Origin of the sequence: Burkholderia crassaminum (assembly GCF_964265005.1) — a bacterium.
GTDB lineage: Bacteria > Pseudomonadota > Gammaproteobacteria > Burkholderiales > Burkholderiaceae > Burkholderia.
Map to the genome: position 1 here is coordinate 1925289 of NZ_OZ183800.1, position 12455 is coordinate 1937743.

General features: G+C 65.6%; 8 protein-coding genes and 1 pseudogene. 5 read left to right on the forward strand and 4 right to left on the reverse strand.

All coding sequences use genetic code 11. The features are described 5' to 3' along the window. Nucleotides 1–177: 177 nt before the first annotated feature. Nucleotides 178–858 (reverse strand): response regulator, encoded by a 681-nt coding sequence (locus tag ACPTTF_RS25645; RefSeq protein WP_069251438.1) that lies wholly within the window; start codon nt 856–858, stop codon nt 178–180. Between the two features lie 124 nt (nt 859–982). Then, the gene (locus ACPTTF_RS25650) at nt 983–2221 is read right to left on the reverse strand and encodes a multidrug effflux MFS transporter (RefSeq protein WP_423368739.1); all 1239 of its coding nucleotides are present in this window, start codon (nt 2219–2221) and stop codon (nt 983–985) included. 102 nt (nt 2222–2323) lie between these two features. Between ACPTTF_RS25650 and ACPTTF_RS25655 the strand changes: the two genes are divergently transcribed. After that, entirely contained in the window at nt 2324–3811 is a 1488-nt protein-coding gene (locus ACPTTF_RS25655; RefSeq protein WP_423368740.1) for a PLP-dependent aminotransferase family protein, read from the forward strand. A 505-nt stretch (nt 3812–4316) separates the two neighbouring features. On the opposite strand, the gene ACPTTF_RS25660 is transcribed toward ACPTTF_RS25655, so the two are convergent. Together ACPTTF_RS25660 and ACPTTF_RS25665 are read right to left on the reverse strand one after the other, a co-directional pair. Beyond that, complete coding sequence (locus tag ACPTTF_RS25660) at nt 4317–5021, reverse strand: hypothetical protein (RefSeq protein WP_423368741.1); 705 nt, start codon at nt 5019–5021, stop codon at nt 4317–4319. A 354-nt stretch (nt 5022–5375) separates the two neighbouring features. Further along, nucleotides 5376–5768, reverse strand: a pseudogene (locus ACPTTF_RS25665) (DDE-type integrase/transposase/recombinase); the annotation flags it as partial. Nucleotides 5769–7078: 1310 nt separating this feature from the next. Here ACPTTF_RS25665 and ACPTTF_RS25670 point away from each other — a divergent pair. The 4 genes from ACPTTF_RS25670 to ACPTTF_RS25685 all read left to right on the forward strand — a co-directional run bounded on the left by ACPTTF_RS25670 (nt 7079) and on the right by ACPTTF_RS25685 (nt 12381). Further along, entirely contained in the window at nt 7079–8179 is a 1101-nt protein-coding gene (locus tag ACPTTF_RS25670; protein ID WP_423368742.1) for an ABC transporter substrate-binding protein, read from the forward strand. 116 nt (nt 8180–8295) lie between these two features. Continuing rightward, on the forward strand, nt 8296–10068 hold the full coding sequence (locus ACPTTF_RS25675; RefSeq protein ID WP_423368743.1) for an ABC transporter permease: 1773 nt from the start codon (nt 8296–8298) through the stop codon (nt 10066–10068). Further along, nucleotides 10061–11128, forward strand: coding sequence for an ABC transporter ATP-binding protein (locus ACPTTF_RS25680; protein ID WP_166953036.1), 1068 nt, complete (start codon nt 10061–10063; stop codon nt 11126–11128). The genes ACPTTF_RS25675 and ACPTTF_RS25680 overlap by 8 nt, the downstream gene beginning before the upstream one ends. A gap of 161 nt (nt 11129–11289) precedes the next feature. Next, nucleotides 11290–12381: a porin gene (locus tag ACPTTF_RS25685; RefSeq protein WP_423368744.1), complete on the forward strand. Its 1092-nt coding sequence runs from the start codon at nt 11290–11292 to the stop codon at nt 12379–12381. Nucleotides 12382–12455 lie beyond the last annotated feature (74 nt).

Here is a 12455-nt window from a genome sequence, read left to right on the forward strand (position 1 = left end):
CAAAGGGCGCAGCAGGGCCTTCGCGGCGCATCGCTTTGCGCCCGCACAGCCGGTCGGCTTTGCAAAACGAGCCGTGGACGGCATGCGCCCCCTCGGGGGGCCGCGAACGTGTCGATCCGGAGCAACGCCTTGGCGCGTACTCCAGTCCCATCCAAAGCAAGTGCGCGTGGGAGCGGTTCACTCGGCCGTCTCCGCCTTCGCTTCCAGCAGATAACCGAGCCCGCGCAGCGTGACGATCGCAACCCCCGTGTTCTCGAGCTTCTTGCGAAGCCGGTACACGTAGATCTCGATCGCATCGGCGTTGACCGACTCGTCGAGCCCGAAAATCTTCTCCGACAGCGTTTCCTTGTTGATCGCGCGGCCATTGCGCAGGATCAGCACCTCGAGCACCGAACGCTCGCGCGGCGTGAGCGACAGCGGCTCGCCCGCGAGATGGAAGCTGCGATCGATACTGTCGTACGAAAGCGGCCCGCATTCGACCCGCGAATGCTCGTGGCCGAGGCTGCGGCGGATCAGCGCGCGGGCGCGCGCTTCCAGTTCGGTCAGTTCGAACGGCTTCGCGAGATAGTCGTCGGCGCCGAGATCGAGCCCCTTCACGCGATCCTCGACCGACCCGTGCGCGGTCAGGATCAGCACCGGCACCGGATTGCGCCGCGCGCGCAGCCGCCGCAGCACTTCCAGCCCGTCGAGCTTCGGCAGCCCGAGATCGAGGATCACCAGTGCGTAATCCTGCGTGCGCAGCACGTGGTCGGCCGCCTCGCCGTCCGCCATGTGATCGACCGCGAAGCGCGCCGCGCTCAGCGCGTCGTTCAGCGACTGGGCGAGGTTCGGATTGTCTTCGACGAGCAGCACGCGCATGGGGATTCCGGTAAGGTCAGCGACAGGCCGCTACATTACATGATCCTTTCCATCGCGACGCCTCGCGCAAACACCGGTTGCGCCGCCGGCCCGCTCGCGCGTCGGCCGGCTCGCCGATCGTCGCTCAGCGCTCGGCAGCGGCGCGGTTGCGCGCCGCCAAGCGCGAACCTTCGCCTGCGCGCTGCCGCTCGCGCAGGCCGACCACCACCGCCAGGAACGCGACGCTCGCACCGGCTGTGACGACGATCATCGGGCGCGCGGTGCCGTCCGACAGCCACGCCAGCACGCCGCCGCACGCGGCCGTGATCGCCATCTGGATAAAGAAGAACAGCCCGGACGCGGTCCCGGCGATCGTCGTGTACGGCTGCATCACCGCGAACTGGCAGGCCGGGATCGCGACCCCGACGGCGATCATCACGAAGAACATCGGCACGACGAGCGCCGCCACAGCCGTCGGCGCGATCGCCCCGCCGATCCACAACGCGGCGGCGCCGGCCAGATTGACGCAAGCCGCCGCCGAGATGACCGAATCGGCCTTCCAGCGGGTGCCGGTCCGCGCGAACACGTTCGAGCCGATCAGGTAGCCGAGCACGGTCAAGCCGAAGATCGCGGCATACACCGGGCCGGATACGCCCCGTTGCCGCTGGAACAGCGTCGACGATTCCGCAATGAACGGGTAGTACGTGCAGTACGCGAAGCCGATGGCGAGCGAGTAGCGCAGGAAACGGCGCTCGCGCAACAGGCCGGTGTACGTCCGCAGGAGCCCCGCGCCCGGCACCGGCCGCGCGGCGCTTTCGCGGGTCTCCGGCAGGTAGCGCAGCACCATCGCCGTCGCGACCAGCCCGCCCGCCGCCAGCGCTCCGAACACGCCGCGCCATCCGAGCCACCCGGCGACCGCGCTGCCGGCCAGCGGCGCAATCACGGGCGACAGCGCCATGCCGGCCGAAATCCGGCCCAGCATCGCGGCCTGCATTGAGGCCGGGAAGCGCTCGCGCACGATCACCCGCCCGATCACCGTGCCGCAGCAGCCGCCCAAAGCCTGGAAGATGCGGGCGGCGACGATCGCCGCGATGCTGGTCGACCACGCGCAGGCGACGCTCGCGACCACGTAGAGGCACAAGCCGCCGAGCAGGACAGGACGACGTCCGTAACGGTCGGACAACGGCCCCGACACCAGCATCGACAACGCATAGCCGACCATGTAGAGGGTCAGCGTGAGCTGCAACTGGGCGTCGGTGCCGTGCAGCGCGTCCGCCATCGCCGGCAGCGACGGCAGGTACGCATCGATCGTGACCCGCGGCAGGCACACGACGAGCATCAACAGGAACAGCCAGCCCCACTGGGGTAATGAACGCGTTTTCATGCGGTGAGCCCGTCTCCGGTCGGATTGATGTGGTCGACAGCAATCTAAGGTCAAAGTGATATAAGCTGAAGGGCCATTAAATCCGACATTGACTGGACCACTATGCCGCGAGGCAAAGCCGCGATTCCGCTCGATCTGCCGTGCCCTGCCGGGTTGTCCACGGGCAGTCCGCAGTCGAAGCAGGAGTGCATTGCCGACGCGCTGCGCGACGCGATCCTGAAGCGCCTGCTTCCCGGCGACAGCCCGCTGCCGTCCAGCCGCACCCTCGCGACACGCTGGGGCGTCGCCCGGGGGACGGTCGAAGCGGCGTACGACCGGCTGTGCTCGGAGGGCTACATCGCCCGCGCGCAAGGGTCGGGGTCGCGGGTCTGCGCGGTGGTACCGGACAGCTATCTGCGCGCGGCCGCGCAGTCGCGCGAGAACGGCTCGCCCCCTTCCGGCGCGCCCCCCACGCCGGCGCGCACGTCCGGCACCGCCGCGCCGGAACAAGGCGTGCGCCCGGGCATCCCGTTCGTCGCGCGGCTTGCCGATCCCGGCCTGCTGCCGATGCAGCAATGGAAGAAGGCGCTCGGGGCAAGCCTGCTTGCCGCCACGGCGAACGACCTCGGGGCGACGCCGGCGCAAGGCGTCGAGGGCCTGCGCGACGAAATCGCCGCGTACCTGCGGGAATACCGCGGCATCCCGTGCAACGCCGGCGACATCTTCATCACGACCGGCATCCGCCATTCGATCGATCTCGTCGCACGCACGCTGCTCACACCCGGCTCGACGGTGCTGATGGAGGATCCCGGCTACGCGTCGGCCTGGCAGATCTTCACGATCGCGGGTGCGACCGTGATCGACGTGCCGGTCGATAGGGAAGGCATCGACACCGCGTCGCTGGACCGGCATCCCGATGCACGCGCGGTCTACGTGACGCCCGCCCATCAGGCGCCCCTTGGCGTCACGATGTCGGTGTCGCGCCGGCTCGAACTGCTCGACTGGGCGCAGCGCAACCGCGCGTGGATCATCGAGGACGACTACGACGGCGAATTCAGCTACCAGACCGCCCCGCTGCCCGCGCTGAAATCGCTCGACGCGTGCGATCGCGTGATCTACTGCGGCTCGTTCAACAAGACGCTGTTCTCGGGGCTGCGCATCGGCTTCATGGTCGTGCCGGCGGAACTTCGGCCGGCGCTGTCGGCCGTGTGGCATGCGACCGCGCGCTCGGTCGGCGTGGCGCCCCAGCTGGCGCTGGCCCGCTTCATCGCGCACGGCGATTTTGCGAAGCACCTGCGCGCCGCGCGTCACGCGTACCGCCAGCGGCGCGACATCGTGCTCGACCAACTGGCGAAACACGCCGGCGGACGGTACACGGTGTCCGGCGAACACGCGGGCTTTCATTTCGTGCTGTGGCTGCCGCCCGGGATGGACGACGCAACGTATGTCGCGCAAGCCCAGGCGGACGGCGTCGAATTGCAGCCGATCCGCGGCTTCTGTCGCAGCGCCCGGTGCGAGGCGGGCGTCGTCGTCGGGTATTCCGCGCTGACGGCCGCGCACGCGCGGCATGGCGGCCGGCTCCTCGGAAAGCTGCTCGCGCAACCCGCCTAGGGGCTGTTCACGCTATTAACGGGCTTGCGAACGTGCGTTGCCGGTCGTAGTGCAAGGAGTGAGGAGCGCCGTTTGCCCGAGCCAAACGCGCCGAAGGAAGTCCCCTTGGGGGACAAGCGACGATCGACGCCGCAATACGGCCGGCAAGGCACGTTCCCCTGTCTGGAAAAATGCATTCGTGGGGCTGGCCACCAGAAGGGCCGATCGCCGCGTCATGCTCCTCGCGAATACGTCGAGTATTCGCTTCGTCCCACAGGGACTTCCGTTGGTTGTCGCAATCCTTGCGTTCGGTGAGGCTAGCGCAGAATCCACCTGCAGTCTGAGGGAATCATTTATGTTCTCACGAAGCGCTACTTGCAGCCGCCAAGTTGACAGTGCCGTTCAAACAGCACGCAATTTTGAGTGGGCGCGACGCGCGCGAACGGTGTCCGTCTTCGCTCGGTTGAATGACTGCGGTTGGATCGCCGACACTCTACCCCGCGTTCCCCGAAGAACCTTTTTTTGCTCATCGCGGACCGGCGTGATCGGCCTCATGCCGCGCATGCTTCAGCATCGATTTAAGCCGTTCCAGCAGGCTGTTCGCATGCGCCATGAATCTCGCGTCGGCAGTGTCGGCATCGCTGGCGCGGGAAGGGTTGCCGGCCATCGCGAGATAGGCGTTTGCGCGGCTATCCTGGCGGCCAACACCCGATTGCAAAAGGGCGCCCGACGACGATATTGCGTCGCTTGCGGCCGATGCATCCCCGGCTGCAACACCCGTCACCGCTGTCACGGCATCCATCGACGCAGCGGCCTCCGATGAACCACCGCCCGCCGCCATGCCGTTCGCGCTTCCAGCGTCTCTCGATGCGGTCGGGGAAGCGCCGGACACATCGGCGCCCAGCCCTTTTCCTGCCTCCTGGTATTGCGCCACGAGGCCTTTCACTTCCTTGATCATCACCGCGAGCTGCTTGGGCGACAGCCCGAGCATGGCCAGTTGTCGCAGCATCTCCTCGAGCTCTTCCAGGCGCCAGCGCGCATACTCCTTCGCGCTTTGCGCCGACGACCGCCCAAGGTCGCTCAATGCGACAAGAGCCTCCTCGTTCCGCTTGAGCAAGTCGCCCAGCGCAAGCCCCGTGCCCGCCGAACCGCCTGCTTTCCTGGAACCGTCGCGCTCGCGAACGGGGTAGGTGTAGGTGCCGCTGGAATAGCTGGTGGCCTTGATCGCCATGTAACCCTCGTCGTCTGGCGGTGGCACCTGAAGGACAACGCGAAGCCTGCCGCCGTGATTATGAATGCATTTTGTAATGTTCATTAACGGCAGTAATCTGCTTGGGTTTAGGGTAAGCGATCGATAAACCCGCACGGTGCGCCGTCGCGCCCGATCGGCTAGCGATCACGTCTTCGGTTTCCCGGCGGGCTTGCCGAGCTTCCATGGCAGCACTGCTTCGTAGTCGTCGGCGGCTTTCGCGAGCGGCAGCGCCTTGAACGGCACTGTCAACTTGGCGGCTGCAAGTAGCGCTTGGTGAGAACGTAAATGATTCCCTCAGACTGCAGGTGGACTCCGGGCGTCACTGGTGAATTCTCACCAGATTGCGAAGCGTGCGGCAAGCTGTTTGCGGTAGAGCGATGCGCGCAGCAGATGCCGCTTCAGGGCGAAGTGCTGGCGGATCGGCCCGAAGTTCGACAGGAAGGCCTGAGTGCGTTTCGGGTCGCGAAAGCCCTTGAAGCGCCGCTCGCGTTCGCGGGTCGGCTGATGACTGTTCTCGGCGCGGTTGTTCACGCGGGCAGCGGCCTTCACGAACACGTGCTTGACGTTGGCGAGCTCGGGGATGCCAGCCTTGGCAGCCGGGTAGCTGCGTAACTGGTCGGTGACGATCTTGCGCGGTGCCGGACAGGAACGCAGCACACGCTGGAAAAAGCGCTTGGCTGCGACCTTGTCGCGCCGCTTCTGCAGCAGGATATCCAGTTCGGCACCCGTTGTGGAGCCGCCCGAAGGGCTCCTTGCGACTTACGATCTGGCAACACGGTAACGACGGCTTCTGAGGGTTGAGCCGTCATTCGCTGAGATTACAAGTTAGTTATCGATCAAACGAGGCGCATCTAATAGATAAAAGGAAAGGCTTCCTCGACGAGTTCCCTTCATAATGCGCTCGCAGATTTAAAACCATTGGCGCTCCACCCATCGCCCCCTGCCCTGGCAATTACGGTATGGAACAGTGCCCGTTCCACTACACGCGGAACATCCGATGTATCCGGTGCAACCACATCTCGTGCAAGTGTCGTAGTGACCTTCACCCTATCCAGTATTGACCCATTTACGCCCGGCGTTGCAGGAGTTGCCACACAAATCGACAAACGGGAGCATGCTCCGCACGGGGAACACATGCTGTTTGACTGTCAGCTGATTTGGATTTCCCGGTCGCGTCTTTTCAGGTTTAGCAATTTTCCCCGTCGCTGGAATCCGTGTGACCGCCCCGGATGCCCTCGCGAGCATGTGAGCCATTACAGCAGCAGCTGGGTTGTGAGATTCTGGGTCGTCATCACCAGAAGCGATTCTTATTACAGGCATGTTTTCTTCTTCGGGAAGAGCGCGGACACCCGTATTACGCTCTTCTGCCGCCCAAGCACGTCGCGAGCAGAGTCCCGGAGACGACGGAGAACACTCTTGATACCGTCATTCTGTCTGCTTAATTCTGAATGACCGTTTCAAAGTTAAAAGGCGTCGCATGACTGTCGCTTAATCTGGCCGATCGATGGACTCTTGTTGGCCGGAAGCCGTCTGTAGCAGCCGAGCCGCCACCGGCCATACAGTCCTCCAGCGCGTATCCCGGGTGAGGCGTCGCTACCGAACGATTCGCAAACCGCGAATCGCATATAAATCATAGCTCTACGGTCGTGCTGGGGAGTGTACGACGCGAATTGACGATTTTGCTTCGGACATAGACGAAGTGACGACATTAATTCGGTGAGTTTGTCGATAAAGTCGTCAATTCGCGGGCCGGAAGCCTTGATCCACGAGGATTCTGGAGTGACGGAATTATTTGCTCTACGCGTGAACAGCCCCTAGCCGCCCCAGCCATCCTTGCCGCACCCGCCGGCAACCCGCTTCCCGCCCTTGCCAGATCGTGCCGCGCGCCGCGAAACGCGCGGCCGCCGCCGCTTCGACCTCGGGAAATCCATGACACAAAGGACGCGATTGTGAATCGAAATGAAAGCAGGCTGAAAGTGCGCCGCAATTAACATCCGCTCCACTCGAACAACACCTAGACGTAACTGGAGGAAGACATGCCGTTTGCACCGAAGCACCTCGCCGCCGCGCTGGCGGTCGTTCTGGGCACTGCCGCCGGCAGCGCCGCCGCGCAGGTTCCGGCCGGGTATCCGGGGAGTTACCAGGGCGTGATCGACGCCGCGAAGAAGGAAGGCAAGCTGATCGTCTACTCGACGACCGACACGGGCCTCGTGCGCCCGCTGATCAAGGACTTCGAAAGCCTGTACGGCGTCAAGGTCGAGTACAACGACATGAACAGCACCGAGCTGTACAACCGCTACATCAGCGAGAACGCGGCGAGCAGCACCAGCGCCGACGTGCTGTGGAGCTCGGCGATGGACCTGCAGGTCAAGCTCGTCAACGACGGCCTGATGGCGTCGTACGATTCGCCGGAAAGCCCGAACCTGCCGCAATGGTCGCAATACCAGAAGCAGGCGTACGGCACCACGTTCGAGCCGCTTGCGATCGTCTACAACAAGCGCCTGATCCCCGAGAACGAAGCGCCGACTACGCGCGCCGAGCTGATCAAGCTGCTCACCTCCCAGGCCGACAAGTTCAAGGGCAAGGTCACGACCTACGACATCGAGAAATCGGGCGTCGGCTTCAACTACCTGACGCAGGACGCGCACGTGAACGAGAAGGTCACGTGGGAGCTCGTGAAGGCGATCGGCGCGACCGGCCCGAAGCTGCAGTCGAGCACGGGCGCGATGATGGAGCGGATCTCGTCGGGCGAGAACCTGATCGGCTACAACATCATCGGTTCGTATGCGTACGCAAAGGCGAAGAAGGACAAGTCGATCGGCTATGTGTTTCCGAAGGACTACACACAGGTCGTGAGCCGCCTCGCCACGGTGTCGAAGAAGGCGAAGAACCCGAACGCCGCGAAGCTGTGGGTCGACTACCTGCTGTCGAAGCGCGGCCAGACGCTGATCGCGAACCAGGCCAACCTGTACGCGATCCGCGCGGACGTGACGGGCGAAACGTCGGCCGCGAGCCTCTCGAAGGAACTCGGCGATTCGCTGAAGCCGATCCAGATCGGCACCGGCCTGCTCGTCTATCTCGACCAGTCGAAGCGGCTTGCCTTCCTGAAGCAATGGCAGCAGTCGATCAAGCGCTGATCCGCTGAGCAGCTGATCGGTTGACCCTCGGGCGCCCGCCACACACCGCGCGGGCGGCCCCTTCCCCTTACCGACTTCCTAGAGGCGGCCATCCGGATGGCCGCAGGGGCGAACTCATGCTTTCAACCAGTACACGCGGAACGGCGCCGGCCGTTCCGCCCTCTACCGGCCAGGGCAGCGCGATTCCCGCGTTGCCGGTCAACAGCCTGCAGCCGCTGGCCGGCATGCTGCGCTGGATCGTCGTCGCGGTGCTGACCATCGCGGTCGCGCTGCCGCTCGGCTTCATCCTGTTCCAGAGCCTGCTGTCCGCGCCGTTCTTCGATGTGAACAAGGCACTCGGCATCGAAGGTTTCCGCTTCATCTTCAACGACCCCGACTTCTGGTCGGCCGTGAAGAACTCGTTCATCATCGCCGGCGGGATGCTGTTCATCTCGATCCCGCTCGGCGGCATCCTCGCGTTCCTGATGGTGCGCACCGACCTGCCCGGCCGCCGCTGGCTCGAACCGCTGCTGCTCACGCCCGTGTTCGTGTCGCCGATGGTGCTCGCGTTCGGCTACGTGGTCGCGGCCGGCCCGGTCGGCTTCTACTCGGTGTGGTTCAAGGAACTGTTCGGGGTGCAGAACGTTCCATGGAACGTCTACTCGATCTTCGCGATCACGGTGATCGTCGGCCTCACGCACGTGCCGCACGTGTACCTGTATTCGTCGGCCGCGCTGCGCAACCTCGGCTCGGACGTCGAGGAAGCCGCGCGCGTGGCGGGCGCCCGCCCGTTCCGCGTCGCGCTCGACGTGAGCCTGCCGATGACGATGCCCGCGCTGCTGTTCGCCGGCGTGCTCGTGTTCTTCCTTGGCTTCGAGGTGTTCGGGCTGCCGCTCGTGCTCGGCGATCCGGAAGGCCACCTCGTGCTCGCGACCTACCTGTACAAGCTGACCAACAAGCTCGGCGTGCCGTCGTATCACCTGATGGCCGCGGTCGCCGTGTGCATCGTCGCGATCACGTTCCCGCTCGTGCTGCTGCAGCGCCGGCTGCTGAAGACCGCGAACCGCTTCGTCACCGTGAAGGGCAAGGCCGGCCGCGCGACGGTGCTACCGCTCGGCGTGTGGCGCTGGGTCGCGCTCGCGATCGTCGCGCTGTGGCTGATGCTGACCGTGATCGTGCCGATCTCGGGCATCGTGCTGCGCGCGTTCGTGACCAACTGGGGCGAAGGCGTCGCGCTCGCCGAAGTGCTGACGCTGTCGAACTTCATCGAGCTGTTCGAGCAGGACAACCTGGTGCGCGCGATCGTCAACACGCTCGGCATCGGCGTGATCGGCGGTGCGCTCGCGGTCGGCTTCTACTCGCTCGTCGCGTTCGCCGGCCACCGCCGCCCCGACTGGGCCACCAAGCTGCTCGACTACCTCGTGCTGCTGCCGCGCGCGGTGCCCGGCCTGCTCGCCGGCCTCGCGTTCCTGTGGATCTTCCTGTTCGTGCCCGGCCTGCGCGAACTGAAGAACTCGATGTGGAGCATCTGGATCGCGTACACGGTCGTGTGGCTCGCGTACGGGATGCGGCTCATCCAGAGCGCGCTGCTGCAGGTCGGCCCCGAGCTCGAGGAAGCCGGCCGCAGCGTCGGGGCGACCCGCAGCCGCGTGTCGCTCGACGTGACGCTGCCGCTCGTGCGCTTCGGCCTGCTCGCCGCGTGGCTCCTGATCTTCATGATCTTCGAGCGCGAATACTCGACGGCCGTCTACCTGCTGTCGCCCGGCACCGAAGTGATTGGCGCGCTGCTCGTGTCGCTGTGGGCGACCGGCGCCGTCGACCAGGTCGCCGCGCTTTCTGTCATCAACATCGCGATGGTCGGCGCCGGTCTCGGCGTGGCCCTGCGTTTCGGAGTGAAACTTCATGGATAAGCTCATCGTCGACGACCTGCACCTCAGCTACGGCGCCAATCCGATCCTCAAGGGCGTGTCGTTCGAACTGAAGGCCGGCGAAGTCGTGTGCCTGCTCGGCGCGTCGGGCAGCGGCAAGACCACGCTGCTGCGCGCAGTGGCCGGCCTCGAACAGCCGTCCGACGGCCGCATCCAGCTCGACGACCGCGTGTTCTTCGACGGCGCGCAGCGCGTCGACCTGCCCGTCGAGCAGCGCTCGCTCGGCCTCGTGTTCCAGTCGTACGCGCTGTGGCCGCACCGCACCGTCGCCGAGAACGTCGGCTACGGGCTGAAGCTGCGCCGCGTAGCGCCGGCCGAACAGAAGCGCCGCGTGCAGACCGCGCTCGACCAGCTCGGCCTCGGCCATCTCGCGGAACGCTTCCCGCATCAGCTGTCGGGCGGCCAGCAGCAGCGCGTCGCGATTGCGCGCGCGCTCGTCTACAACCCGCCGGTGATCCTGCTCGACGAGCCGCTGTCGAACCTCGACGCGAAGCTGCGCGAGGAAGCGCGTGCGTGGCTGCGCGAGCTGATCGTGTCGCTCGGGTTGTCCGCCCTGTGCGTGACGCACGACCAGACCGAGGCGATGGCGATGTCCGATCGCATCCTGCTGCTGCGCAATGGCCGCATCGAGCAGGAAGGCACGCCGGCCGAGTTGTACGGCGCGCCTCGCTCGCTGTACACGGCCGAGTTCATGGGCAGCAACAACCGGATCGACGCGCGCGTCGCTGCCGTCGACGGCGAACGCGTGACGCTCGCCGGCGACGGCTGGGAACTGCAGGCGCTCGCCCGCGACACGTTCGCGCCCGGTCAGGACGCGCAGGCCGTGATCCGCCTCGAACGCGTGCAGGTTGCCGACGGCCCGGGCGCGAACCGGCTGCAGGCCGATCTCGTCACGTCGATGTATCTCGGCGACCGTTGGGAATACCTGTTCCATTGCGGCGAGATGCGCCTGCGCGCGTTCGGCCACGTGCCGCGCGCAGCGGGCAAGCACTGGATCGAATTCCCGACCAACGACTGCTGGGCGTTCGCGAAAGCGGGCTGACCGGCGCGCGGCGGCCCACGCGCCGCCGCGCAGGCATTTCAGCGCGTATCCCGTTTCGATTTCGCACCTGGTTCGGCGGGCGCTTCACGGCGTCCGCCGTGGCGTGCTGCGCGCTGCGTATCCGTTTCACCCAACCCACAAGAACCAAGGAGACACCGTCAATGAAGTCACGCGCAGAACGTACCCTTCGCACCGCCGTCCTGACCGGATCGGCGGCCGTCGCCGGCCTCGCGGCGGGCGCCGCGCACGCGCAGTCGTCGGTCACGATGTACGGGATCATGGATGCCGGCATCGAGTACACGAACCACGCGGCGCCGGAGGGCGGCAGTTCGGTCAAGCTGAAGTCGGGCAACAAGAATACGTCGCGCTGGGGTCTGCGTGGCGTCGAGGATCTCGGCGGCGGGCTGAAGGCCGTGTTCCGCCTCGAAAGCGGGATCGATCTCGCGAACGGCGCATTCGACGACGGCCCCGACTCGATCTTCGCGCGCCGCGCGACGGTCGGCCTGAAAGGCAAATGGGGCGAACTGACGCTCGGCCGCAACTACACCGTCACGTACGACTACATGCTGCCGTTCGACCCGATGGGTTACGCGCAGAACTACTCGTGGGCGACGTCGTCGATGGCCACCGGCGGCCGCAAGGACGGCATGTTCACGCGCTCGTCGAACGCCGTGCGCTATGACGGCGAATTCAGCGGCGTCAAGTTCGGCGCGATGTACGGCTTCGGCAACGTGCCGGGCAGCGTGAAGACCAGCTCGAAATACGACTTCGCACTCGGCTACGAGAAAGGCCCGTTCGCGGCGGTGGTCACGTTCGACCGGCAGAACGGCGCGGCCGACAGCATCACGCCGGTCGATACCGTCAACTATATCCAGGGCATCCACGCGGGCCTGAGCTACGACTTCGGCAACCTGAAGACGATGGCCGGCTATCGCAACTACAAGCGCACGTTCCGCACCACGGCGGCGAACCAGTTGAGCGACACTTACTGGGTCGGCGGGTCGTATCAGTTCACGCCGGCGTTCTCGTTGATCGCGGCCGTCTATCACCAGAACGTCAAGGGCGGCAGCGATGCCGATCCGACGCTGGTGTCGATGCGTGCGAACTACGCGCTGTCGAAGCGCACGGTGCTGTATGCAGCCGGCGCGTTCGCGATCGCGAAGCACGACCAGAAGGTCGGCGTGTCGCGTGATTTCGCGGGCTACGGCACCACGCAGGTCGGTGTCACGGCAGGGATTCAGCAGCGGTTCTGAGTTTGGCGCGGCGGGCGGCGGGCGATCTTCGCGTCGCGCCACCCGTTTTTCGCGGTCAATTGCGCATGTGCCAC

What these genes read in the sequence shown, in the direction of transcription:
- ACPTTF_RS25645 (WP_069251438.1), bottom strand. Translation starts at nt 858, where the DNA reads ATGCGCGTGCTGCTCGTCGAAGACAATCCGAACCTCGCCCAGTCGCTG.
- ACPTTF_RS25650 (WP_423368739.1), bottom strand. Translation starts at nt 2,221, where the DNA reads ATGAAAACGCGTTCATTACCCCAGTGGGGCTGGCTGTTCCTGTTGATG.
- ACPTTF_RS25655 (WP_423368740.1), top strand. Translation starts at nt 2,324, where the DNA reads ATGCCGCGAGGCAAAGCCGCGATTCCGCTCGATCTGCCGTGCCCTGCC.
- ACPTTF_RS25660 (WP_423368741.1), bottom strand. Translation starts at nt 5,021, where the DNA reads ATGGCGATCAAGGCCACCAGCTATTCCAGCGGCACCTACACCTACCCC.
- ACPTTF_RS25670 (WP_423368742.1), top strand. Translation starts at nt 7,079, where the DNA reads ATGCCGTTTGCACCGAAGCACCTCGCCGCCGCGCTGGCGGTCGTTCTG.
- ACPTTF_RS25675 (WP_423368743.1), top strand. Translation starts at nt 8,296, where the DNA reads ATGCTTTCAACCAGTACACGCGGAACGGCGCCGGCCGTTCCGCCCTCT.
- ACPTTF_RS25680 (WP_166953036.1), top strand. Translation starts at nt 10,061, where the DNA reads ATGGATAAGCTCATCGTCGACGACCTGCACCTCAGCTACGGCGCCAAT.
- ACPTTF_RS25685 (WP_423368744.1), top strand. Translation starts at nt 11,290, where the DNA reads ATGAAGTCACGCGCAGAACGTACCCTTCGCACCGCCGTCCTGACCGGA.